19 protein-coding genes and 1 pseudogene are annotated in these 24,604 nt (G+C 44.5%); 11 read left to right on the forward strand and 9 right to left on the reverse strand.

Translation table 11 applies throughout. The features are described from left to right. Positions 1–8: 8 nt before the first annotated feature. On the reverse strand, positions 9–3,602 hold the full coding sequence (locus QZW47_RS12050) for an NACHT domain-containing protein (RefSeq protein WP_293127451.1): 3,594 nt from the start codon (positions 3,600–3,602) through the stop codon (positions 9–11). 715 nt (positions 3,603–4,317) lie between these two features. On the opposite strand from QZW47_RS12050, the gene QZW47_RS12055 reads away from it, so the two are divergent. Next, positions 4,318–5,457: a helix-turn-helix transcriptional regulator gene (locus QZW47_RS12055; protein ID WP_293127453.1), complete on the forward strand. Its 1,140-nt coding sequence runs from the start codon at positions 4,318–4,320 to the stop codon at positions 5,455–5,457. A gap of 526 nt (positions 5,458–5,983) precedes the next feature. Further along, positions 5,984–6,895 (forward strand): AraC family transcriptional regulator, encoded by a 912-nt coding sequence (locus QZW47_RS12060; protein ID WP_293127455.1) that lies wholly within the window; start codon positions 5,984–5,986, stop codon positions 6,893–6,895. A gap of 35 nt (positions 6,896–6,930) precedes the next feature. Here the strand turns inward: QZW47_RS12060 and QZW47_RS12065 are convergent, their stop codons facing one another. Further along, entirely contained in the window at positions 6,931–7,335 is a 405-nt protein-coding gene (locus QZW47_RS12065; protein ID WP_293127457.1) for a DUF4188 domain-containing protein, read from the reverse strand. A gap of 122 nt (positions 7,336–7,457) precedes the next feature. Between QZW47_RS12065 and QZW47_RS12070 the strand changes: the two genes are divergently transcribed. The 4 genes from QZW47_RS12070 (at position 7,458) to QZW47_RS12085 (ending at position 11,899) form a co-directional block, all read left to right on the forward strand. After that, positions 7,458–8,000, forward strand: a complete 543-nt coding sequence (locus QZW47_RS12070) for a PadR family transcriptional regulator (RefSeq protein WP_293127459.1) — start codon at positions 7,458–7,460, stop codon at positions 7,998–8,000. A 74-nt stretch (positions 8,001–8,074) separates the two neighbouring features. Then, positions 8,075–8,521 (forward strand): MAPEG family protein, encoded by a 447-nt coding sequence (locus QZW47_RS12075; protein WP_293127461.1) that lies wholly within the window; start codon positions 8,075–8,077, stop codon positions 8,519–8,521. 589 nt (positions 8,522–9,110) lie between these two features. Further along, positions 9,111–10,061 (forward strand): ABC transporter ATP-binding protein, encoded by a 951-nt coding sequence (locus QZW47_RS12080; RefSeq protein ID WP_293127463.1) that lies wholly within the window; start codon positions 9,111–9,113, stop codon positions 10,059–10,061. A gap of 167 nt (positions 10,062–10,228) precedes the next feature. Further along, a complete protein-coding gene (locus QZW47_RS12085; protein WP_293127465.1) occupies positions 10,229–11,899 on the forward strand; it encodes a hypothetical protein in 1,671 nt (556 codons plus the stop codon). A gap of 452 nt (positions 11,900–12,351) precedes the next feature. Here the strand turns inward: QZW47_RS12085 and QZW47_RS12090 are convergent, their stop codons facing one another. From QZW47_RS12090 to QZW47_RS12115, 5 genes and pseudogenes are all read right to left on the reverse strand, one after another. Further along, positions 12,352–12,600 carry a hypothetical protein gene (locus QZW47_RS12090; RefSeq protein WP_293127467.1) on the reverse strand — a complete coding sequence of 83 codons (249 nt, stop codon included), beginning with the start codon at positions 12,598–12,600 and terminating at the stop codon, positions 12,352–12,354. A gap of 270 nt (positions 12,601–12,870) precedes the next feature. Next, positions 12,871–14,070 (reverse strand): 2'-O-glycosyltransferase CruG, encoded by a 1,200-nt coding sequence (gene cruG / locus QZW47_RS12095; protein ID WP_293127469.1) that lies wholly within the window; start codon positions 14,068–14,070, stop codon positions 12,871–12,873. 367 nt (positions 14,071–14,437) lie between these two features. Beyond that, positions 14,438–15,457, reverse strand: a pseudogene (locus QZW47_RS12100) (SpoIIE family protein phosphatase). Between the two features lie 12 nt (positions 15,458–15,469). Continuing rightward, positions 15,470–17,515, reverse strand: coding sequence for an ATP-binding protein (locus QZW47_RS12110; protein ID WP_293127471.1), 2,046 nt, complete (start codon positions 17,513–17,515; stop codon positions 15,470–15,472). 6 nt (positions 17,516–17,521) lie between these two features. Further along, entirely contained in the window at positions 17,522–17,731 is a 210-nt protein-coding gene (locus QZW47_RS12115; RefSeq protein WP_293127473.1) for a hypothetical protein, read from the reverse strand. A 571-nt stretch (positions 17,732–18,302) separates the two neighbouring features. Between QZW47_RS12115 and QZW47_RS12120 the strand changes: the two genes are divergently transcribed. Next, positions 18,303–19,022 (forward strand): FAD-dependent oxidoreductase, encoded by a 720-nt coding sequence (locus tag QZW47_RS12120; protein ID WP_293127475.1) that lies wholly within the window; start codon positions 18,303–18,305, stop codon positions 19,020–19,022. Beyond that, positions 19,003–19,452, forward strand: a complete 450-nt coding sequence (locus QZW47_RS12125; RefSeq protein ID WP_293127477.1) for a GNAT family N-acetyltransferase — start codon at positions 19,003–19,005, stop codon at positions 19,450–19,452. The genes QZW47_RS12120 and QZW47_RS12125 overlap by 20 nt, the downstream gene beginning before the upstream one ends. A gap of 11 nt (positions 19,453–19,463) precedes the next feature. Here the strand turns inward: QZW47_RS12125 and QZW47_RS12130 are convergent, their stop codons facing one another. Then, a complete protein-coding gene (locus QZW47_RS12130; protein ID WP_293127479.1) occupies positions 19,464–19,814 on the reverse strand; it encodes a Spx/MgsR family RNA polymerase-binding regulatory protein in 351 nt (116 codons plus the stop codon). 349 nt (positions 19,815–20,163) lie between these two features. Continuing rightward, positions 20,164–20,607: a DUF4332 domain-containing protein gene (locus tag QZW47_RS12135; RefSeq protein WP_293127481.1), complete on the reverse strand. Its 444-nt coding sequence runs from the start codon at positions 20,605–20,607 to the stop codon at positions 20,164–20,166. A 69-nt stretch (positions 20,608–20,676) separates the two neighbouring features. Between QZW47_RS12135 and QZW47_RS12140 the strand changes: the two genes are divergently transcribed. The 3 genes from QZW47_RS12140 (at position 20,677) to QZW47_RS12150 (ending at position 24,147) form a co-directional block, all read left to right on the forward strand. After that, complete coding sequence (locus tag QZW47_RS12140) at positions 20,677–20,874, forward strand: hypothetical protein (RefSeq protein ID WP_293127483.1); 198 nt, start codon at positions 20,677–20,679, stop codon at positions 20,872–20,874. A 130-nt stretch (positions 20,875–21,004) separates the two neighbouring features. After that, complete coding sequence (locus tag QZW47_RS12145) at positions 21,005–22,414, forward strand: aminopeptidase P family protein (protein ID WP_293127485.1); 1,410 nt, start codon at positions 21,005–21,007, stop codon at positions 22,412–22,414. Positions 22,415–22,461: 47 nt separating this feature from the next. Further along, entirely contained in the window at positions 22,462–24,147 is a 1,686-nt protein-coding gene (locus QZW47_RS12150) for an adenylate/guanylate cyclase domain-containing protein (protein ID WP_293127487.1), read from the forward strand. Positions 24,148–24,604: the final 457 nt, after the last annotated feature.

The following is a 24,604-nucleotide window of genomic DNA, read 5'->3' on the forward strand; positions in this document are numbered from 1 at the left end:
TACAACTGTCAACTGTTTACGATCGCCCCCAAGACCTCCAATGTGGCTTCCTGAGCTTGTGTAATGCCCGTAACTCCGGTAATATTCATACCTTCATAGGGGCGATCGGCTCTGAGAGTTCTCAAACATTCACCTGTGTTGACATCCCAAAGCTTAATCGTCTCATCGGCACTGCTGCTTGCCAGAACCAAGTCGCGATTTTCTGTCCCATTCCAGACAACAGGACGCCAACTAACTGACCAAACTTGACTTGTGTGGCCCTCCAAAATGTTCAAACATTCTCCCGTGCGCGCATCCCACAGTCGAATAGTTCGATCGTGCGAACAACTAGCCAGCATTTCACCGTCGGGACTCCACACCACCGCCCTTACCCTATTGCTGTGTCCCTGCAAAATTTTCAGACACTTACCAGTTTTGCTATCCCAGAGTCGGATGCTTCCATTCTGCGAACCAGTGACAACAGTTTTGCCATCAGGACTCCAAGCTACCGATTCCACCCAGTTGTTATCTCCGTGCAAGATATTTAAGCATTCGCCACTGCTGCTATCCCAGAGTCGAATAGTTCGATCGTGACTACCACTGGCAAGGGTTTTACCATCGGGACTCCAGGCTACACTCGTAACCCAATTGCTATGTCCCTCCAAGATTTGCAGGCATTTCCGCTGTTGAATATCCCACAACCGAATCTTCAAGTCGCCCGCTGCACTGGCGAGAATTTGACTGTTAGGACTCCAAGCGACAGCCCATACCCAAGCTTCATGACCTTGCAGAGTTGTCAAGCATTCGCCGTTGCTGGGATTCCAAAGCCTGATATCGCAGTCATCCGAACCACTGGTGAGGATACTGCCATCGGGACTCCAAGCTAAACTCCAAATCCAATTGCGATGCCCCTGCAACATTTTCAAACACAATCCTGTATCGGGATTCCACAACCGAATCCGACTGTCGGCACTGCTACTGGCAAGGGTGCGCCCATCGGGACTCCAGGCGGCTGCAAACATCGAATTGCTGTATCCCTGGAAGGTTTTGAAACTGCGGCAATCACTCGATCGATCGCCGCATACTTCCCACAGTCGCACGGTTTGGTCGTGGGAACCGCTGGCGATCGTTTTCCCGTTGGCACTCCAAGCCACAGTCACAGCCCAAATCGAATTGGTGTGTGCCTCTAAGGTTTGCAAACATTGACCGATTTCTGCATCCCAGATTGTGATGTTATCGCCTCCACTGGCAGTGGCCAGCATTTTGCTATCGGGACTCCAAGCAACTGAGAATACACGGGAATCATATCTTTGCAAGGTTTTGAGACATTGACCGCGATCGGCATTCCAAATCTTTACACTGCCATCTTCGCTACCTGTGGCGAGTAGTTCTCCATCGGAACTCCAAGCAATAGACCAAATTTCACTGGTATGTCCAGATAAGATATTGAGGCACTCACCGCTGTGGATATCCCAGAGTCGAATGGTTCGATCCAAGGAGGCATTGCCGAGGATTTGACCGTCGGGACTCCAAGCAACAGACGAAATCCGATTGCTATGTCCTTGGAAGATTTTGATACATTCTTGGGTACGAGTATCCCAGAGTCGAATTTCGCGATCGTCCCCAGCAGCAAGCAGATGTCCGTTGGGCTGCCATGCCAAGGTTCTGATGGTAGCTTGATGTCCTTCCAAAATTACCAAACAATTGCCAGATTCAATATCCCAAAGCCTGATGCTGCGATCTTCACCTGCACTGGCTAGGATTTGACTGTCTGGACTCCAAGTAATTGCCCAAATCCAACCAAAATGCTCTCTAAATATCCCTCTGCATTGTCCGTCAGCAACCTGCCAAACTGATACTATATTGTTGCTATCTCCGATCGCCAGCAGTTGACTGTCCGGGCTGAAAGCAACTCTTAAAATACCGCCTAACGGTTGGGTAAACCTGGATTTGGATAGGTCAGAATGGGCGAAATTTACTCGATCGAGATTCGCATCCTGAAAATCTGCTTGCCAAATACTGAGATAGGAAAAGTCGCAGTTGCTGAGGTCAACTTCCAGGTGGCGTAACAGATTGATCGTGTTACCGCCCGCATATCCATTTCGATTGGGACACTCGGTTTGCAGGCGATGTAGAATTTGATGCAATTGATAAACAAGGTCTTTTTTTGAGCCTAACTGGTTTAGCAACCGGGCGACTAGCGGCGTTAAAATGATGCGTATTTGGCTGTCTCGAATATAGTCTTTGTCCTGTGCTTTCATCAGGGCATAGGTTTGCAGCAGGGAATTTGGGGACAAGGGGGCAGAGCAGGATCTGTCTGCAATTTCCTCACAAACTCGATCGATCAGCGTCTGCGTGACATATTCCATCACCACAGGTTGTAATGTAAAGTGACCTGCGTTAGTTTCAATCAACGATCGCCATTTCAAATTTTGCAGGGCTTCCATCAACTGTGTTGGGGATACGCCAGCATTCAAATCTGCTCGCAGTTGGGCAAAGGAAACCCATTCGCGATCGATCGCCAACCAGCACATGACTTGATGCTCTAAACTCGAAAGACGATTGTATTGTTGTTGAATTAAATCTGAAATGTCACCAAATATGGTAATGTCTTGTTCTAAAAATAGAGCGATATTGCCATCAAACAAGTCTTGAATGGTAGTGGCAACAATTTTTAAGGCTAGGGGATTGCATCGATAGCGATCGCACAAATCCTGTTTTTGACTTTCCGATCCAGTTAATTTCGTCACCTTAATCAATGCTGCTGCTGTTTCTGGAGAACCGCCCAAGGACAATCCCTGTACTGCTAAGTCGCCCGCTTCCAATTGAGCGAATCCAGCGCATTTTTCCCGGCTGGTTAACACCAAACAGCTTTGATGGGGAGTTTCGGCCACCGCGCGCAGCATTTCTCCGTAAGCTTCATAGCCGGGACGATATTGTTCACTCTGATTCCCAGGTTGTGACAGGCTTTCGGTATTATCCATCACCAGCAGACAGCGATGATTCCGCAGACACTGAATCAAGCTGCTAATTTCTGCTTTCGTATCCTGTTGTCCTGAGAGGAATGAGACTAATTCTGCTATCAAAATTTCCGGAGGCGGGACATTGCGGAGACTTCGCCAAATGACGTAGGTAAATTGGTTTTGTAGCTGTTGGGCCAGTTTGACAGATAAAGTCGTTTTGCCGATGCCACCAATCCCAAAAATACCCACCAACCGACAATTATCTTGCAGAATCCATTGGGTGAGGGTGGTAAGTTCTGCGGTACGCCCGTAAAAGCGGGAAACATCTATGGCTTCTCCCCAATTTTGGGCGATCGACTTTACGGGCTGACGTTCTGGCGCTGTTGGCTCTGGCTGGATGTAGTCTTGCTCGGTTATAGTGAGGTTAAAGGCGCGAAATAGCTCTTCTAGGGTTTGGCGATCGACCGCTGCTTTGCCACTTCGCAGCCGTCCGATCGATCGAGCACTTAGCCCTGTCAAATCGCTTAATCGCTCTAATGTGTAAGCATAACCACCATTTTCAGTAATAGCTAATTGTTCTTGGGTATTCTGGAGACGCTGCAAACCCCAATCTGAAAGAATCACGCCTCGGCGCTTGCGCTTTTGCGGCATTTTAGTCATATCTTAACTATTTCAACTATTCCAACTTGAACAGAGACTTGTTATTACATCCGTAGTTTGATTTAACCGCAGTAAGACTGGTTCGTAGTGCGGACTTCAGTCCGCTCTCAATCTGCGGACTCAAGTCCGCACTACAAACCGCAGTAAGACTGGTTCGTAGTGCGGACTTCAGTCCGCTCTCAATCTGCGGACTCAAGTCCGCACTACAAACCGCAGTAAGACTGGTTCGTAGTGCGGACTTCAGTCCGCTCTCAATCTGCGGACTCAAGTCCGCACTACAAACCGCAGTAAGACTGGTTCGTAGTGCGGACTTCAGTCCGCTCTCAATCTGCGGACTCAAGTCCGCACTACAAACCGCAGTAAGACTGGTTCGTAGTGCGGACTTCAGTCCGCTCTCAATCTGCGGACTCAAGTCCGCACTACAAACCGCAGTAAGACTGGTTCGTAGTGCGGACTTCAGTCCGCTCTCAATCTGCGGACTCAAGTCCGCACTACAAACCGTTTTTTATGGTCATCGACCAGACAAGATATCAACTGCCAACTATCAACTGTCAACTGTCAACTGTTATAAAGCTTGTCATATCTCAAGTTCAGATTCAACCCGTCATTTGCCGTAGTCAATTGTTAAGAAACTGATACAAAAGCATCTATTTCTCCTCGAAACTCGTCTTAGTCGATCGAGTCCGAATGATTGGTCATTAATTTATCAGGGAAAATGCAACACTTAACTCAGAATGAGTTTCACAATTTTTCTGGATGCCTGCTGGAACTCTACAAAACTTGTAGCGTTGAGGATTTCTCATCTCATCTGCTGGCGATCGTCTCAAAAGTGATTTCCGCAGTAGATTACACCCATACCACACTCTCCTTTGAGAACCACAAGACTACCACCCTCGACTACAAACCCGCCCCTGGGTTCGATCGCCTTGATACAGAGAATTTTGAGCAAATAGCCCACCAACATTTTTACGAAAACCCTCTAGTCGGTAATTATCTCAGAACTCGCGACCATCGAGCACATAAGGTTTCAGACTTCTTAAACGAGCAGCAACTGCATCGTTTGGAAGGGTTGTATGGAAAGCTGATGCAGCCTAGAGGAATCAAGGATCTGATCGCAGTTGCACTACCTCTGGCTTTGGCTGCTAAATCTGCTAGCAAGCTCTACTCTGGACAAGATGATATTATTGCGATCACACTTTTTGGAGACCGGATTTTCACTGAGCGCGATCGCTTTTTATTCAATTTACTGCACCCTCATTTAGTACAAGCCCAGCAAAACATGAATCAGTTTACCCAGATAGAACAAGAGTGGGTACAACAGCGCAATACTTTAGAGACATTGGGAATTATTTCGCTCAACGGAGATGGGCAAGTCCAGTTTATGAGCCAACGAGCTTGGCAGTGGCTCAAACAGTATTTTCAAGACTCACAATGTTCGACCAAAAACTTGCCAGATAATTTGCAGCGATGGGTTAAATACCAGTTGTCGCTGTTAATACCAAGTGATGATATTCCTGTACCTCATTTACCGCTTAAATTAGAACAAGAAGGAAAACAATTAATCGTGCGCTTTGTGACTGAGCAACCGCTGGAAAAATATCTATTATTGCTGGAAGAACAGCAATTTTTGACTCTATCATCCGTATCTTTGGAATTTCTAGGGTTGACCAAGCGGGAAACAGAAGTTTTATTTGAGGTGACGCAAGGTAAGACTAATCCAGAAATTGCGGCAACATTGAGCCTGAGCGTTGGTACAGTCAGAAAGTATTTGGAACATATATACTCAAAGCTGGGAGTACAAAATCGTGCGGAGGCTGTAGTCACGGCTTTGAAACAGCTTGGAGGAATCGGATAAGAGTCTGTTCTGAGTTTTAGACGATCGCAACAATATAGCAATCCTAAATGATTTGTACATATCTGTAGGGGTAGTGGATGGTGCGGGCCTACCCCCAGCGTAAGCTACAGAGGGCAACCACGGGGGGTTGCCCCTACAAGAATTACACTGATGAACGGACTGGATAATGATTTAGGATTGCTATATGCGAAAATCGGGTGCATCTCAATGAAGGCAAATATGTTTGTAGGGGCGAAGCATGACCGCAGTCAATATGGGATTATAACTAATAACTTATATGCGGTCATGCTTCGCCCTCTTCAAAAGTGAGATGCACCCGGAAAATCTCCCAAGCGCGATCGAACATTTGCTCGATCGCACTTGGTGCACCCTTCCCGTGCAAAATCATCTTTTAAGTCTTCGATCGATACATCAACCGCAGATGTCGGGCAGATAAACACAGATAAACGCAGATAATTTTAGGATAGAAAAGCGACTTATGCAATCTTGTCTAGAATAGAAGTATCTTCAATCTGTTTAGCTAAAGATGAGAACACCAGAGCAACAGCAGGTCAATCTAATTGATTTTAGCCGAGAACCGACATCAGATTTTCTGCTACCTCACCGTGCTTTGCTCAAAAGTTCGGGATGGGGAAATATCCACTTTGAACTGCACCAACAGCCAGAGTTTGAGACTCCCGAACATCAAGCTACTTGGCACGTTATTGCTCATTGTCCGCGTTTTTACGTCTCAGGATCGCGATCGGGCGATCGCTGGTTGGATGGTAAGAGGAAAACAGAAGCGCGGAATGAGGGAGACATTGGGATTATTCCTGCTAATGTTTCCCAGCGCTGTAGCTGGAATATTTTATCTCAGTTTACGATTCTGGCGATCGATCCAGCACTGCTCAAACAAGTCGGTCAAGATTTGGTCGATCCCGATCGCATTGAACTCATCCCTCATTTTATGACTGAGCAAGATCCTCTGATCCAAGGTATTATCGCTGCCTTGAGAGACGAATTAGAATCAGCCAAAATTGGCGGTTATTTGCTGGTTGACAGTCTCAAAACCACTTTAGCCCTTCACCTGTTACGAAAATATTGCACCGCGCCACCGCAGCCCAGAAGCTATGCGGGTGGATTATCCAAAGCAAAGCTGCAACAGGTGACGGAATATATCGCAGAACACCTTCATCGAGAAGTAAAGTTAATTGAGCTTGCTGCGATCGCCCAAATCAGTCCGTATCACTTTTTACGTTTGTTTAAAAATAGTCTCGGCATCACACCTCATCAGTACATCTTGCAGCGTCGGATTGAAAAAGCTAAGTATCTTTTACTGCACACCGAACTCAGTATCACAGAAGTTGCGGCCACCGCAGGATTTTACGATCAAAGTCATTTAACCCGCTATTTTAAGCGGATTGTTGGGGTGACGCCGAAACAACTCCTGCAAGATTGAAACCTTCGGCAAGCTTCGTTAATCTGATAATTCTTTTATTTGGCAAAACTCGGATAAAGCGTTGCCATTCCTTGCGGTTCATGGCTGTATTTCCCACTTTGCCACGGTTTGTATGTCTCATTATATAAACAGAGGCTATCGGGATTTTTCAACACAAACTGCATCATCCGCCGATGGGCTTCACCTCGGAAAAACTGTTTTAGGTCAGCTTCTGAACGCCAGTAACTCACCATAATTACTTCCTTCGGCCCACAAATTCCTGCTTTCATTTGCACACAGCCTTCAGCTTTCGCCGTCGAACTACTGATCCACACCAGATTTTTCCACATCCAGAAAAACCCCGCGCGATCGCGTGTCAATATCCCGTTGACAAACACGACGGCCTCCGGGCGATCGGGCAAATCGATCTCGTACATGGAATATCTGTTTGTATTTGCCATCTTCAGACTCCTTGACAATCTTGCTACCTGGAAGTTACATATTCAATATTACGACTATTCATAAAATTTAGTATGTAAGCCTAGTGTATATTCAACTTAGTGAGTATGTCAACCCCTAGCCTATGTCTCTTAGCTATGCCATTCTGTCAGTCTTACTCAGCGCCCCCAGCAGTGGCTACGACCTAGCCAAGCGCTTCAATGCCTCTGTGGAAGGGTCAGTTGGTTTTTTTTGGAACGCCAGCTTCCAGCAGATTTACCGAGAATTGAACCGCCTCGAAGAAAAGGAGTGGCTACAAGCCGAATCCGTACAGCAGGAAAATCGACCCGACAAACGTATCTATACCCTGACAGGATTGGGTAAACAGCAGTTGTGTCAATGGATTGCTGAGTCCGAGGAAATGGCACCAATCAAGGATGAGTTACTCGTCAAACTCTATGCTGGCTATCTAGTGTCTCCTCAGATAATGGTGGCAAAACTCGAAGCCCACCGTCAGCAACATCAGCAGCGATTAATGATTTATCAACAAATTAAAGGCCAGGAATGCACAAATCCCCAAAAATTGTCAAACAGCCTCAAATTTCAGTACATGACGTTACTGCGCGGAATTCACTACGAAACAGGCTGGCTAGCTTGGTGTGACGAGATCCTGCCGTTGCTGAAATAAGTGCAAGGCGAAGGCAATAATTTACTAAAATTCCGCAATTTTCTCCTAGATTCCTGGCTGGTAAATTTTCTAAAGTGTTAGCAGCAGTTTCGCCAGGTAGAAAGATCGTGCAAATTCAACCGACAAATATGACTTTTCCTCTCTGGGGTTTAGTAATTTTCATCCTGTGGACGATCGCAATTGTCGTCTCGCTGATCGCATTCAGGCTTCGGCATCTATCTAAAGGCGGATCTCCCAAAGATTTCGGCACACCACAAAACGATGAAAACTTATTCTGGCGACTATATCGAGTACAATCCAACTTAATAGAAAACCTGCCTTTGTATTTGGGAGTTGTTTTTTTGCTAACAGTTAGAGGTGTCTCTGGAACAGCCGTAGATGCGCTGATTGTCACCTACATCGTATTTCGGCTGCTGCATTCAATGATTCATATCGCCAATCTCAATCCCATGTTTAGGGTATTGAGTTTAGGGATTCAGTTTAGCTGCTTAGTAGCCTTAACTGTTATGGCACTTGTCTAGTTGAGGAATTACCAAATAACCCAAGATGGTTGACTTAAGAGGGCGGGTTTTGTATTGATACAGTCGATATTTTGATAAATTATTCGCCGATAAGTAGGTAGGTGCAAATAAACCAAAGTATGTAACAAAAGGTAAAGTAATCGCAGCCACAAGCGAAGTGCTTCGCTTCACTTCGTTTCGCTCTCAATGACAACTTATGTTTTTTTGCACTCATCTAATTACACGCTTTTACCGCAATATGGTTGAACGAAAAGAGTTCGGAAAATCGTCAAAAGATCTTAAGTCAATCACATTGCCAAACAACCTTATTTAACAACAGAAATCGCAATTCTTGGGGTGCATCTCACCTTGGCAAATATGTTTGTAGGGGCGAAGCATGACCGCAGTCAATATGGGATTGTAACTAATAACTTATATGCGGTCATGCTTCGCCCTCTTCAAAAGTGAGATGCACCCAATCTTTTTAAGATTTAACACTTCATTTTCCGAAATACCGATGACAACTGCTGTATTAAAAAGCTAAGCTAGCTGCAAGTATCAACTTCCAAGCTAGAGATACACCATAGCCAATTTTACTCGCCTTTTAATTATGGCAAAAGAATTAGCAATAGACACTCGCGGACTTACCAAACAATTCGATCGCCATATTGCAGTCAATGACATCGATTTGCAAGTCGGCGCAGGCGAAATCTGCGGGCTCATCGGCCCCAACGGTGCCGGCAAAACTACGTTGCTGCGAATGTTAGCATCCGCTGAAGAACCGACTACAGGGGAGATTTATATCAATGGCTGTCCCTTGTTGCGCGATCGATCTAATCCCACTCTCAAACAGCACATCGGCTATCTTCCCGACGACTTTCCCCTGTACGATGACTTGACTGTGTGGGATTATTTAGATTACTTTGCCAGACTCTACAACTTGCGGCAACCCCGCCGCCGAGAACGCATTCATGCAGTTTTAGAACTCGTGCAATTAACAAACAAGCGCAACAGCTTAATTTCCACTCTGTCGCGGGGGATGAAACAGCGTCTGAGTTTGGGACGCACTATTATTCACGAACCGCTGTTGCTGCTATTAGACGAACCAGTTTCCGGTTTAGATCCGATCGCGCGATCGCAATTCCGCGAAATCATCAAAGCCTTGCAACAAGCCGGCATGACCGTAGTCATATCATCCCACGTTCTCAGCGATTTAGCTGAACTTTGCACCTGGGTAGGCATTATGGAATTGGGCTATCTTGTGGAAAGCGCCCCTTTGCAAGAACTTTACAAACGCCTCGGAAAACAACAGATTTTCCTGTCAACTTTGGGTAATCTAGAAGCCCTGACATCTGAACTCAAGAACTTTCCTTGGGTAGAAAGTTGGGAAATTTTGCCCGAAACTCAGCAGGTGTGCGTTCATTTTTCAGGAAGCCGGGAAGATGCAGCGAATTTATTGCGATCGCTCGTCAATGCTAACATTCCGATTACAGAATTCCACTGCACTCAAGAAGACCTAGAAACCATCTTCCTCAAGATGGGACACAAACAAGCATCTTAAATAGTCTTGGACGCACGGGTGGTCAGAAACCGGGTTTTTTCCAAAATCTTTCATCGGAGCCACGAGATTCAGCAAAAAACCCGGTTTCTTTGGTCTAAATGCGTCCAAGACTATTAAATAAATCTCCCCGTTTCTAATTTTTCACTCACGACTCAAAACGATTACCTATGAACACAAACATACTAGATACAATCGGTAACTGGAACTCCCAGTTATTTCGAGAACTCAAAGGCCGCCTGAAAATGGGCAATATCGCGATCGCCAGCGCCATTTCCCTTAGCAGTCAACTGGTACTGTTTTTATCTTTGAGTGCCCAGATACCCGTTGTCCCTCTTGGCTATAAGCCCAGTTCCCCCATTTATCACAGATTCTGCACTGGATTTAATGGTAAGACCAGAGGTAATGGAATCAAGTGTATCCAAGATGCGGCAGGAAATTTTATGATTCACTGGCCGTCTTGGTGGCTAGAAATATTTGTTTTCCTGAGCATATTTAGTGCGATCGCACTTTTAGTAGCAGGAACCTATCTGCTTGTGGGCGACTTAGACAAAGAGGAACGCCGGGGCACGCTCAACTTTATTCGCCTCAGTCCCCAATCTGCTACCACAATTTTTCTCGGCAAAATTCTCGGCGTCCCAATTTTAATTTATCTCGCAGCTATTCTAGCTTTACCGCTGCACATTTACAGCGGACTAGCCGCTCAAATACCTCTGCACCATATTTTATGTTTCGACATAGCAATGGTAGTTAGCTGTGCTTTATTTTACAGCGGCGCGATGCTATTTGGCTTAACAACCAGTTGGTTGGGAGGGTTTCAACCTTGGTTAGCTAGCGCTGCGGTTTTGGGTTTTATCGCCACAGCTTTTAATGTGCCAGCAGTCGGCAATGCTGCTGATTTGCTCGTATTTATGTCTCCGGCTGCTGTCCTGAAACAAGTAATTAGTCAAGTAGTTGACTCACCCTATTCTAGCGTTGATTGGTTAGTTAGAGATTTCGCTCGCATGGAATGGTTTCATTTGGCGATCGGCAAAAATATTGTGTCTTGTACAGGCTTATCTTTCTTGGTTTGTGCAGTCGCAGCCTACTGGATGTGGCAGGGATGGCAACGCCGCTTTCCCAACCCTACTTCCACTGTTTTGAGCAAGAAGCAAAGTTATTTGCTGGTAATTTGCTATCAGTCAATTATTTTAGGATTTGCGCTTCAATCAAGTCCATACTCGCTGGACGGTATCGCCTTTTTATGGATTCCCAATTTGATGGTATTTTTAGCTTTAATTGCGGCTTTAACGCCTGAAAGACAAGCGTTGTATGATTGGGCGAGGTATCGCCGACAAATAGTTCCCAGCAGTCAGAAGTTGTGGCGCAGATACCCGATTCTAGATTTGATTTGGAGCGAAAAGAGTCCGGCACCAGTTGCGATGGCTATCAATCTCCTGACTTCAACACTGATTTTAATACCTTGGATATTGTTGACATCTAAGGCTTTTGTCTGCATGATTTTGTTTGTAAATTTCATTCTGATTTACGCCGCAGTTACCCAGCTATTGATGTTTACAAAAAGCCGAAACCAGCAAGTTTGGGCAGTTTGTACAATTGGAGGTTTGCTCTTTTTGCCACCAATCATTTTATCTATGCTAGGACTTACCGCAGATAAAGCTCCTTTAATGTGGCTGTCTTTAGTATTTCCCATCTTTGGAAGATCGGGCCCGGAGAGCGTATCTGACATTTTGCTCTCAATCCTCGGACAGTGGACTGTGTGGGTGTTACTAAACCTGCAATTGAGGCGGCAACTCCGCATCGCAGGCCAATCAGCCTCTAAAGCTTTGCTGAAGGCATAAAAAGGGGAGAACTTAGCCCGATCGCCAATCGCGATCTGTGGGGGATTCGTCACCTCAGAAACCCGGTTTCTTTGTAGATTTATCGTCAACAAATGTAAAACTCGTAGAAACCGGGTTTCTAGCTATCTCTGGCTCAGCAATAAAAGTCTCCGAAGTCTTGTGATTTTTGTGAATTCAAAAATCTAATATGTCTCTGATAACACTCTTTAAATCTGCATCAGCAGGACGTTTAGAAAACTGTTCGTGACTGTAAATCCAAACGAGTTTAATAATGCAAGTAGTTGCGTTAACGGGTGCATCTCTGTTTTGCTGTATACAGTGCTGTCTCCGCTCGCTGTATATAGCACGCGAGCGGGGACAGCACTGTAAAGAAACATCCTTTTTGCAAAAAAGAGATGCTCCCTGCGTTAACTAAGTACATTAGTCTCAAACGCTTGAAATTGTCTGAAGTTTCAATCGAGAAGGGAGTTGAGCCAGTCATGGACTTCTCCTTTTTTAATGCGATTTGATGATTCGGAATCAAAGGCATCTTTTAAAACTTCAGAGATGACTATTTCGTATGCGGGGTGATTGCGTTCTATTAAGTCGAGTTTTTGACAACTCAATTCTGTGATATTTTCGAGAATAATTGGTTCCGTTGAAATTGTTTTAGGAAGTATACATTTATGAGCTTTTGTCCCAGAAAATTTACCGTGATTCATACTAGCTTTTCTCAATTAAGTGAGGTGTGTGGATCTGGATCGTAGCGCAAGTAATACCAATTTCAAAAATTCTGGCTACAATACTCTTCGTTGAGTTTGTTTCCTCAAATATTATTGCGCGTGCTGGTGCGTCGCTACCTAGATTTTTCGTATTTTTTTGAGTTAAATCGATGGCGACACACCCTACGAATCTTTACTCTTTAGTCCGCGGAGGCGGACATCGTTTGTATAGACGCGGTTTCCAACCGCCGAGTTGTTTCGGGTTTGTCACTAACTATATTGGCGGCCGCGCCACTGAGTCGGCTGATTAAACGCAGAAATCAGAATTCGCAAAAACGCCAGCGGATCGGCTAAAGGTGACAGCCAAAACAGCCATTTACCCGATGCCTGAGTACGATCGTAACTTGGAGCGATCGCAAAACACAAAGCCGATCGCACTGCAATCAAAAACACGTTCAATCCCCACAGCCAAAACTGCGGAAACACACCAACCGCAGGGACAGAACCCGATAACAAATACCACAGGACGATCGGCACCGGCAAACCTTGAACCGCGAATAACAGCCACAAATCGCCCCAAATTTGACCGCCAGTAGCAGCATCTTTCAAATCGAGCGATCGTCCCCACTCGTTCCAAGTCTCGATCGCCCCCTCATACATCCGCACCTTCAACACCTTAGCCCCATCCAAAAAACCCACCTTAAAGCCCTTAGCAGCAGCATAGCGAGCCAGAGTCACATCATCGCAAAAAGAACCTTTTGCGACTTCATAGCCCCCTAAAGCCACCAAAACCTCGCGCTTACACAAGAAACACTGACCGTTCGCCATCACTCGTTCCGGCACATCTCCGCCCGTTCCCGTCGGGCCGAACCGATACACCAAAGTCATTAACAGCGCAGGTTGCAGCCACAACTCCCCCGGATACTTAAGGATAAACTGCGGCGATAGCGAAATCAGATCGTAATTTCCAGCAACAGCAGTTTTGAGCAAACTCGCGATCAAGCCCGGATGAGGCTGAGTATCCGCATCTATCCCCAAAATCCACTCGCATTTCTCGGAACTTGCTAAAAAACCCCAATTCAGCGCCCACGGACGCCCCACCCAACCCGCCGGTAGCGGATCGTCGTTAATCAAGCGAAACCGGGGGTCTTTTTCGGCCTCCGCTTTAACTAAATCTCCGGTTCCATCTACCGAATAGCTGTCAACTACAATTACTTCTCGGAGCTCGTAACTTTGGTGGCTCAATCCTTCTAAACAAGGTGCAATTCTCTCTGCTTCGTTCAATGTCGGCACCACCGCCGTACAAGCACCCAGCATATCCAGTGTCGGCGAATCCGGTTCTAGGGGCGGGATGCGGGATGGGCCTTTAATTAACCGCGACATTAAAAGAGCGGAGGCGGGTAATTGTAGCAACAACAATGCAGCAGGTAAGATAGTTGTCAAGAGATTTGGGATATTGGGGGAAATCATCAGATTTTAGATTTTAGATTTTAGATTTGGGATTTTCGATTTACAATACTTCGGACAGCTTTATCAATGGGGACGGAGCGCACTCAGAAAACCCGTGAGTGGAATCTGAATCTAAAATACAGAAAAAAAGGTACTCTTTAGGTTTAGCTAAAAATACACATGGTTGCATCTCTGTTTGGCATTTACAATGCGATCGCACTGTAAAAGAATGCTTTTTACCAAACTGAGATGCTCCCACACACATTAACTTAACAGACTGCCTCCTGAATATCATAGCAGGCAACTGTGGACTGTTTGGGAACCTGTGGGATCGTCATCGAGGACTATAATTTTGGGCTGGGCGGTCATACTGATTTTGGGACTAATTTTAATACATTTGTTTGAGCACCACTAAAGTTATGTCATCATACACTTTTTGCTTCCCGATGTGGCGCTTCACGTCCGCGATCGCAGCTTCCTTAATTTCAACACTTGAATGCTGGCGGTTTTGTTTAACTATTTCTACAAGCCGCTCTCAACCGTATTGTACTTTATTGATATCAAAGGCTTCAGTAATCCCGTCAGTGTATAGTACAACAACATCACCTAAATTCAACTCAACGCTAGTTGAGGCTAAAAAATCTGCAATATCGTCTTCCAGTCCAATCAGAAATCCTAAATTCATCGTATCAATCAACTCTACTTCGCCATCCTTTCTTACCACAATTGTTTCTTGGTGTTGACCGCTCAAAGTCAGGGTGCGCTCGCTGTAGTCTAGCAAACAAAGACTCATATTTTTATTGCATTTTATCCGCTCCAAGCTGTCATACATTGTGCGGTTTATTGTATTTAAAATTTTAACATTATCGGTTTCATTATTTGTCATTAAAGTCCGCACGGCGGTTTGCGCCATCAGCATCAATACCCCGCTTTCTCAACCGTGTCCAGTTACATCGCCGATGCCAATTTTAACTTTTCCATTACAGTTTAGTACATCGTAATAGTCCCCGCCTACTTCGTCTGCTGGTTCCATAAATCCTGCAATTTCTAAACCTTCAACCGCTTGTAGTTCTGACTCTTGGGGTAAGTTCATCTGTTGGAGTCGGCGCGTAATATCTAATTCGGCGCTGATGCGGATGTTTTCTGCGCGGAGACGGGACAGGTTAATATGAGTTTTGATTCTGGCTAACAATTCATCTTTAGCAACGGGTTTACTAAGATAATCGTTAGCACCGACATTCAATCCTTCCACTAAGTCTCTGACTTGATTTTTAGCAGTTAATAGCACGATGGGAATTTCAGTTACACTGTACTGTTCGCGATTTTTTTTTGTGACTTCATAACCAGTCATTTTGGGCATCATTACATCTAGCAATATCAGGTCAGGAATGAATTTTTTCTCAATTATTTCTAAGGCTTCTCACCCGTTATTTGCTTGGAAAATCGCATAATCTTCTCGAAAAAGATGATTGACAAGTACCTGAAGATTAACTGGTTCATCATCCACAATCATAATTTTTATTTTAGCTGATTGCTCTGGAAAATTTACTGTTGAATATTGAATAATTTTATCGAATAGTCCATCAGCAGCTAACTGGAAACTCGTAACGGGAGACACATCTCGCCTTTGCTCAACTTCGCCTTCGGAAACAGGGATAGTAAAGGTGAACTTTGAACCCACACCTATTGTTGATTCTACCTTGATTTTGCCACCGTGTAGTTCGACTAGCTTTTTAGTCACGGCTAAACCTAAACCTGTACCGCCGTATTCCCGCGCTGTGGAACCATCGCCTTGCTCAAAAGATTCAAAAATCCGGTCAAATTTATCTTCAGAAATACCAATACCTGTGTCGCAAATAGTAATAGCTAAATATGAGTTAATAATAGTAAATTCTTTTTTTTGTGGATAATCTTGGTTGGTTACTAATTTTGCCGATATTTCAACATGACCTTCAGTAGTGAATTTAATTGCATTACTGACTAGGTTGTGCAAAATTTGCTGAAGGCGATTTTCATCGGCATTAGCAGGGGGTAAGTCGGGAGAAATGTTATTAATTAACTGCAAACTTTTGCGACATACTAGAGATTTGCTAAACATCATAACTATGTCTGCTATTTCTCGCATTCCTACAGGCTTTAATTGTAGCTCGATATTTTTATGCCGTAGCTTTGAAAAATCGAGAATATCATTCACTAAATTGGATAGTCTGTGTCCGCTTAAAGCAATCATTAACAAATTTTTGCGCTGAATTTCTGTGGTTGCGCCAGTAGCGCCATCAATCATCGATTCGGCAATTCCGATCATGCCATTTAGGGGAGTGCGAAGTTCGTGAGAAGTATTAGCTAAAAATTCGTCTTTGAGTTTATCGAGCCGTTGCAAATCAGCATTTTTTGATTCTAAGGCAGCAAAGGATTCTTGTAGTTGCTTTGCCATGCTATTAAATGATGTAGCTAGCTCTCCTAGTTCATCTGATCGTTCTATTTCAACTGTCTGTTCCAATTTGCCTTGAGCGATTTCTTTGGCTGCTATATTTAAACGTAAAAGTGGCTGAATCACTGATTTTGCAGTGAGAATCCCGGCACCCGTTGCTAATATTAAGGCTGCTATGCACAGCAGTATAGTTGTGTGGGTGTTGGCGTTGATTTGCTCCATGAAATCGGCTTCTGGAACTACCACTACAATTAACCAGTCCAAACCGCGAATGTCTTGAAATGGCTGTACTTGAATGAATTGCCGCTTACCGTCTATGTCAAAGTCTAATTGCTGAACGCTGTTAATTTCAGTAAGATTGCCAAACTTTTTGTGTAACTGATTTTCGGCTGCTCGGATTAAGGAATTTTGGCTTGATGCAGCATTGATACGTTCTGTATCTTTTCCTTTGACAAGTAAAACGGGATCGAGAGTAGATGTACTAACAAGTTCTCCTGTCCGCTCTATAATAAAAGTTTGCCCCGACTTGCCAATTTTCAAACTATGGAGAAATTTATTGACTTCAGTGAGGGTAATGTTGACAGCAAGAACTCCCACCATTTTTTCCGATTTGTCGGAGACAGATTGAACCCCTGTAATCAAAAGAGATTTGCTGACAAAATCAGTATAAATTTTACTCCAAGCAGGTTTACCAGCGCCTATAGCAGCTTTGTACCAAGGTCGAACTCGCGCATCAAAATTAGGAGTAGATGTTTTGAATTCGCCAATGCGATCGCCCTGACTGTTAGCAGAATAGTAATTGAGACTATGGTTAGTTGATTCGTCAGCCAGACCGATCTGTATTGAGCCATCTGCAACTCTTTTTGAGCCAAAAAGTTCTCCGTTTGTAGTACCAATATAAGTATGAGTAACTGAATCAAATGATTGAATAATATTCCAAAAATAGCGTTCGCGGCTAGTCGGTTTCTGCAAGTTCAAGTTACCTAAATAAATTGCTTTGGCATTGAGGTCGTTGAGTAAATGAGGAGTTGCCATATAGCGCTATAAACGCTCTTGAATGCGAGAACTAATTTCTGACCGCAACTGTGAAGCAACATCATTAACAGCTTGTTGCCCATTCCGAAATGATAGCCACCCTACTAACCCTACTGTCCCAAATATTTGGAGTACAAAGGGTACGACGAGAACGATGCGGAGAGGGACTTTTCCTGAAACCTTAGAGAATGAACGGTTCAAAGATGTTAAAGACATATTATTCCTGTTTTGTTGTCAATTTGTGCAATGTTTGAAAAGCTCTCTGTCCATGTTACAAATTACGAATTCTCATGTGTAGCAAGGCTAAGAGAAAAGCTTCGCTATACTCACAACGACAGAAAATCATAGTAAGTGCGTAAGTCCTGAATTTTAAATAAGTTTATTTTTTTGCAACCCTTTGATCCCAGTAACCAACGTAACAAAAAAAAACTGTTGCCGCGTAAAACCTTGATAATTTATAAACTTTTGCGTGTTTTATGGACGATGAAGTTGGGGATCATTTCAATAATCCTATCGTAGTCAATCCATCTTTTAGATTTTAGATTTTAGATTTGGGGGATTGGGGGATTGGGGAATTGGCTATAACGGCTTCGCGAGCGGGTAAAGATTGGCGGATTGGGGGATTGGGGGATTGAGTCGAGAGGCTCGGACTCTATGATCATTTGAAGTGTACTCGCTTCAATAAAAAATGCTTTTTGCAACCATGAGATGCTCCATGAAGTTGTACCCCAACTCGTTTTATATTAGCATTAGCATAGATGTCAAGTATCTTTAGGTTAAGATAAAAATGACAAACCCTCAGCCTCAACTATTCCCATTAATCGACATCGCCATTATCGGTGGGGGTGCCAAGAGTGCTTATACTGCTTATCGCCTGATGAAGGCTAATCCCAATGAAAGTCCTGTACTTAAGAGGCTGTTGGAGCTGAGCGGGAGGGAACAGCTAGATGTCAAGCTCTTTGAGCTAAGCGATCGCATTGGGGGTCGGCTTTGGTCAATTAATTTACCTGGATTGCCGAATATTCCGGCTGAAATGGGTGGAATGCGCTTTCTCAAGTCTCAGCAAAATGTCTATGGTTTGTGTACAACAGAACTGAAACTAGAGGTCAGTTCATTCAACTTTGGTAACAATATTCAATATCTGCGGCGGCAGCGATTCAGGTTTGAAGATTACCCCAATCCCGAAGAAGTACCGTATTTCCTCACCGATGAAGAGAAAGGCAGCTATCCAATCGATTTAGTAACCAATACAATTTACAATCTCGTCCCGGAAGCTAAGGGTTTGTCGGGTACAAAACTAATCATGTTTCTCCGTGACGCTTGGGTTAGGGATGAGCCACTATACAACCAGCCACTCTATGAAACTGGTTTTTGGAACTTGCTAGCTAGTAAGTTGAGTATAGAAGCTTACAATCTCGTGATTGCTGCCAGCGGCTATTTCACTCTAGCCGATCGCGCAATTAAACTAGATTACGGTAAAATCGAGTATGACCGACAACATGGATAAGTACCGCATCGTCGAAACTTTGACGGAAAATCAGGTATCTGACTTGATGGATTTGTACAAAAACGAGTTTTGGTGCGACAAGCGGAGGCGGGAGGATGTGGTGAAAATGCTGGCCGCTACTGATGTTATCATTGGTTTGGTCGATGAGGGCGATGGCGTCCCGCCCCGCAAGCTACGGCTAATTGGCTTTACCCGCGTCATGACTGATTTTGTCTACAGGGCGATGGTTTTCGATGTGATTGTCCACCCAACATACAGAAATACTGGACTGGGTAAGGTGTTGATGGATGCAGTCTTAAATCATCCCAAACTCCAAGCAGTGGAGAATATTAGTCTTAACTGTTTGCCGAAAATGATACCATTTTACGAGCGTTGGGGTTTCACGAATGACGTGGGCGAAATGAAGTATATGCGGCGACTAAAACGCTGATATCTGCTAATTTAAAGCCCCAATTTTTCGTTAATTACTTCTGCTTTGAAACCTACTAAAACAGCGGTTCCATCTTTAACAAAAAGAGGACGTTTCAGCAGCATCGCATCTTTAGCAAAAGCCTCCACCCACTCTGCACTCGTCCAGTCTTTCCTGTCGTCGCCCAAGGCGCGGTAAGATTGGCCGGAAGTGTTTCGCATTGGTAGAAAACCTAACGCAGCTACCCAGTTTTGAATTGTTTCGCGAGTGGGTGGCTGTTCTTTTGTGTTAATAAACTCGTAGGTAACACCACTATCTTTTAGCCATTGAAAGGCTTTTTTGCAGGTGCCGCAGTTGGGAATTCCGTAAACTTGAATTGACATAGGGACAGTTGGCAGTTGACAGTTGACAGTTGACAGTTGGCAGTTGACAGTTGACAGTTGACAGTTGGCAGTTGACAGTTGACAGTTGACAGTTGACAGTTGACAGTTGACAGTTGACAGTTGACAGTTGACAGTTGACAGTTGACAGTTGACAGTTGACAGTTGGCAGTTGACAGAAGAAAGAAAAAGGAAAAAGGAAAAAGGAAAAAAGTAATGGTTTTAGGAATTAAGAAGATTTTAAACGTCTTAGTAGTTACTGTACTAATGACCAAGGACTAATGACGAATGACCACCCTTCGACTTCGCGAGCGGGCAAGATGACTAAGGACTAATGACCAATGACCAAGGACTAAGGACTAATGACTAATCTAGCTTGTAAGATCCATTTTTGCACGCGATCGACTGAAGGAGTCAAATCATTGCGCTGCATTGTGGCTACGTGGAGTCTCAGGATTTGTTGGTGCAGTCTCTCTACGGGCATTTGAGCTAATTGAGTCGCTGAAGCAACGCCTGCGTGGAGTAATAGCCCGCAATACTGACACCCTACGCTGGGAATTCGAGCTAACTCGGCCATTGCTACCCATTTGTTAACAGATTGAATGTTAATTTGTAATTGATGTGCTAGCAACGATTTTGCAGCGGGTGTTTTCGTCATCCGAATTAGTTGTCCGATGGTGGTGATGCCGCACTCTTCTAGTTGAGACTGGTTTGCGTTGCTCAATCCCGGTAAGTGTTCGATCGGCCAATCGCGTACTTGTACGGAAGTTTTAGAAGCTGTGTGAGAAGTTTTCATATTTTTTTCAGTGATTTTACTTATACTTTAAAGTCTCAAATGTAGAACCGTCAATAGAGGCGATCGCTCATGTCACAAAATCAAGAAAAACGACAAGGACGAATTTGGTTGATCCCGGGTGTTGAATACTTGCTCTATTGCTGGCGCGCTAGCACTTTCAGGCTTTTAATTTTGCAGTCGAGTCTGGTTTTTGCACAACAAAATTATGCTGGGGATGATGACAAAGACGATCGCACAAACAGCGGCAAACATCATAGCAAAAAATAAAATAAAGATTCGACTTTCCCCTAAAATAGCTGTTAAGTTTTAAATCAGGGCTTTCAGCCTGTAACGCTGAGAATCTCAGCACGCTCAGTGCGAAAGAGTGAACTAAACTCAAAATTATCAAGTTTGACTCATGGAAATTACAAAAAGTGATGATTTGTTAAGAAATATTTTACACCAAAGGCGGCAAAAACTGGCGAGTTTAATTAATTATCCGGTAATTCTGTGGTCTGGGCGCAGCATTCCTCGCAATTATCCGGCACTGGTTTATCCTTTTCGCGCCAGCAGTCACTTTTTGTATTTTGCGGGTTTGCCCTTAGAAAATGCTGCGATTCGCTTAGAATCTGGGAAGTTAGAACTGTTCTTAGATGATGCCGATCCTAGCAGCACGTTGTGGCATGGCGAAATGCCGAAAAGAGCAGAAATTGCTGAACGAATTGGTGCTGATGCTGCTTGGACAATGAGTGAGTTGAAAGTGCGATCCTCTTCGAGGGCTCCGCTAACGACAAATGCAGCAACGATCGCCCTCCAGGATAGCGTGATTCGGTTGCAACAGTCTCAAATACTCGATCGACCTGTGGCACCCTCCAAAACGCCAACAGGTATCGACCTAGAATTAACTCAAGCAATTATATCTCTGCGTCTGAGCCACGATGCAGCGAGTTTGGTCGAATTGCGTCAAGCTGCGGCTGTCACCGTAGCAGCTCACAAAGCGGGGATGGCAGCAACTCGAACGGCCAAGATTGAAGCGGGCGTGCGGGCGGCCATGGAAAGTGTCATTATCTCGGAAAATATGACCTACGCCTACCCAAGTATTGTCACCGTACAAGGGGAAGTCCTGCACAGCGAACACTATCACAACCCGCTACAAGCAGGAGATTTGCTGTTAGCAGATGTCGGTGCGGAATCGTCGATGGGATGGGCGGCTGATGTGACTCGCACTTGGCCTGTTTCTGGTAAGTTTTCGCCGACTCAAAGAGCAATTTACGATATAGTTTTGGCAGCCCATGATGCTTGTATTGATAAAATTAGTCCGGGTGTGGAATATCAAGATATTCACCTGTTAGCTGCTCGGACGATGGCGTCAGGCTTGGTGGATTTGGGCATTTTGCGGGGCAATGTTGAAGAGTTGGTAGAAATGGACGCTCACGCCTTATTTTTTGTCCACGGTATCGGACATTTAATCGGTTTGGATGTTCACGATATGGAAGATTTGGGAGATTTGGCTGGCTATGCAGTAGGAAGAACCAGAAGCAGTCGGTTTGGCTTGGGATTTTTGCGGCTGAATCGTGTTTTGCATCCGGGAATGCTGGTATCGATCGAACCTGGATTTTACCAAGTTCCGGCAATTTTAAATAACTCAGAAACTCGTGCCAAATATAAAGATTCTGTAAACTGGGATCATTTGGAAAAATTCGCAGATGTGCGGGGTATACGCATTGAAGATGATATACTTGTCAGCGCAGAGGGTCGAGAAGTTTTAACGGGGAAATTGCCAACAAAAGCTCTGGAGATCGAGGAGTTAGTTGCGGTGAGTGCATAGGTATCGATCGCCCGCAGTTCCATCAGGTCTGACAACTATAAACAAATATGAATAAAGCTTGGCAAATAAGTTTTTTTGTGCTGGTTGAGAAACTAGCGACGCAAGTCCAAAAATTCGCAGGACGGAAACTTGCACGCATTTTTCACAAACGTGCAGTCGCACCGCCGCCGATGCAAGCTGCACCTTTACCTAGCAACGAAGCAGACAGGCTAAAAGCACTTCACCGCTACAACATTCTCGATACAGATGCTGACCAAGCTTTTGATGACCTAACAGCTTTAGCATCCTATATTTGTGGTACTCCTATTGCTTTGGTCAGTTTAGTAGATGCTAACCGACAGTGGTTTAAATCAAAAGTCGGTCTGGAGGTGCCAGAAACTCCGAGAGAGATAGCTTTTTGCGCTCACGCTATTTTAAATCCCAATGAATTGCTAGTTATACCTAACGCCCTAGACGACGATCGCTTTGCTGGAAATCCGTTAGTAACTTCCGATCCAAATATTCGATTTTATGCTGGGGCGCCGCTAGTAACTTCTGATGGTTTCCCGATCGGCACTTTGTGCGCGATAGATACTGTTCCCCGCCATCTCACCCCAGAACAGCTAGAAGCCCTGCGGACTTTAGGAAGGCAAGTTATCAGTCAAATGGAGTTGCGAATTAATTATGCAAAATTAAAGCGCGCGCAGATCAGACACAAACAAGTTGAAGCAAAACTCCGTTCTACTGACGAGCAAATTGTCAATTTTTTAGAAGGAATGAGCGATGCTTTTTTTGCTCTAGACCTCCAGTGGCGATTTACTTACATTAATTACAAAGCATCACAATTTTTGCAGCGATCGCCGGAAGAACTTTTTGGTAAAATTTTTTGGGAAGAGTTTCCTGATTTAGTAAGTTCGGTGTTTTATGAAGAATCTCACGAAGCTGTAGCTAAACAAGTTGGAGTAACTTTTGAAAAATATTATCGCCCCTTGCAAGTGTGGTTTGAAGTGCGGGCATTTCCTTCTCACGATGGCATTTCTGTATTTTTTCACGATATCACCAAGCGCAAGCAAATGGAATCTGCACTCAGGAAAGAACAAAGAAAAACTGAGGATTTACTGCTAAATATTTTGCCCGGAGCGATCGCCCACAGGTTGAAGCAGGAACCGGGGGTAATTGCTGATAAGTTTGAGAAAGCAACAATTCTTTTTGCTGATTTGGTGAATTTTACCCAAATTTCTACTACCATGTCGGCAACGAAATTAGTATACTTGTTGAATGAAATTTTTTCAACTTTCGACGAACTGAGCGAGAAACACGGGTTAGAAAAAATTAAGACGATCGGGGACGCTTACATGGTAGCAGGCGGCATTCCCATCGAACGCCCAGACCACGCAGAGGCGATAGCCGAAATGGCGCTGGATATGCTAGTAGCAATTCAGGAATTAAATGTGAAGCTGGATGCAAAATTTGACATCCGCATCGGGATTAATAGCGGCCCGGTGGTAGCGGGGGTAATCGGCACTAAAAAATTCATTTACGACTTGTGGGGAAATGCGGTAAATACCGCTTCTCGCATGGAATCTCACGGCATACCCGGCCGCATTCAAGTTAGCTTCTATACTTATGACTTGCTGCAAGATAAATATGATTTTGAAGAACGCGGCGTGATCGAGATTAAAGGTAAAGGGGAAATGCTGACTTATTTTTTGAAAGGTAGAAAAACAGCAAGCCCTAGGTCAATAGTGCAGTAGGGTGCGTCAGCTAGGAAAATTTTGGCAAATTGACAATTTCAGAACTGACGCACCAGGTAATGAATGGTGCGTCAGTTCTGAAATTGTCCGCGATGGTTGAAAATTATCTTTCCTGACGCACCCTATTGCTGATTGTTGAGTAACGGATAGTGAAGTAGGGTGCGTCAGCTTGGAAAATTTATGCGACAAATTCACAATCTCATTCTGACGCACCAGCTAAGAAATGGTGCGTCAGAGATGGAAATCGGAGAGTAAATAGTGAAGTAGGGTGCGTCAGCTAGGAGGATTGTCGCGATCAACTGACAATCCTCCTAGCTGACGCACCATTCATTAGTTGGTGCGTCAGTTCTGAGATTAGGAGTGATGATTGAGAATTATCTTGCCTGACGCACCCTACGGCTAAGATTTGAAAGTAGCCGAACAATCAGGCCCGATCGCCCGCCAAGGAAAACGACCG

This window comes from Microcoleus sp. bin38.metabat.b11b12b14.051 (assembly GCF_013299165.1).
Taxonomy (GTDB): domain Bacteria; phylum Cyanobacteriota; class Cyanobacteriia; order Cyanobacteriales; family Microcoleaceae; genus Microcoleus.

Coding starts and splice junctions, on each gene's coding strand:
- QZW47_RS12050 (WP_293127451.1), bottom strand. CDS start 3,602: ATGACTAAAATGCCGCAAAAGCGCAAGCGCCGAGGCGTGATTCTTTCA.
- QZW47_RS12055 (WP_293127453.1), top strand. CDS start 4,318: ATGCAACACTTAACTCAGAATGAGTTTCACAATTTTTCTGGATGCCTG.
- QZW47_RS12060 (WP_293127455.1), top strand. CDS start 5,984: ATGAGAACACCAGAGCAACAGCAGGTCAATCTAATTGATTTTAGCCGA.
- QZW47_RS12065 (WP_293127457.1), bottom strand. CDS start 7,335: ATGGCAAATACAAACAGATATTCCATGTACGAGATCGATTTGCCCGAT.
- QZW47_RS12070 (WP_293127459.1), top strand. CDS start 7,458: ATGTCTCTTAGCTATGCCATTCTGTCAGTCTTACTCAGCGCCCCCAGC.
- QZW47_RS12080 (WP_293127463.1), top strand. CDS start 9,111: ATGGCAAAAGAATTAGCAATAGACACTCGCGGACTTACCAAACAATTC.
- QZW47_RS12085 (WP_293127465.1), top strand. CDS start 10,229: ATGAACACAAACATACTAGATACAATCGGTAACTGGAACTCCCAGTTA.
- QZW47_RS12090 (WP_293127467.1), bottom strand. CDS start 12,600: ATGAATCACGGTAAATTTTCTGGGACAAAAGCTCATAAATGTATACTT.
- cruG (WP_293127469.1), bottom strand. CDS start 14,070: ATGATTTCCCCCAATATCCCAAATCTCTTGACAACTATCTTACCTGCT.
- QZW47_RS12110 (WP_293127471.1), bottom strand. CDS start 17,515: ATGGCAACTCCTCATTTACTCAACGACCTCAATGCCAAAGCAATTTAT.
- QZW47_RS12115 (WP_293127473.1), bottom strand. CDS start 17,731: ATGTCTTTAACATCTTTGAACCGTTCATTCTCTAAGGTTTCAGGAAAA.
- QZW47_RS12120 (WP_293127475.1), top strand. CDS start 18,303: ATGACAAACCCTCAGCCTCAACTATTCCCATTAATCGACATCGCCATT.
- QZW47_RS12125 (WP_293127477.1), top strand. CDS start 19,003: ATGACCGACAACATGGATAAGTACCGCATCGTCGAAACTTTGACGGAA.
- QZW47_RS12130 (WP_293127479.1), bottom strand. CDS start 19,814: ATGTCAATTCAAGTTTACGGAATTCCCAACTGCGGCACCTGCAAAAAA.
- QZW47_RS12135 (WP_293127481.1), bottom strand. CDS start 20,607: ATGAAAACTTCTCACACAGCTTCTAAAACTTCCGTACAAGTACGCGAT.
- QZW47_RS12140 (WP_293127483.1), top strand. CDS start 20,677: ATGTCACAAAATCAAGAAAAACGACAAGGACGAATTTGGTTGATCCCG.
- QZW47_RS12145 (WP_293127485.1), top strand. CDS start 21,005: ATGGAAATTACAAAAAGTGATGATTTGTTAAGAAATATTTTACACCAA.
- QZW47_RS12150 (WP_293127487.1), top strand. CDS start 22,462: ATGAATAAAGCTTGGCAAATAAGTTTTTTTGTGCTGGTTGAGAAACTA.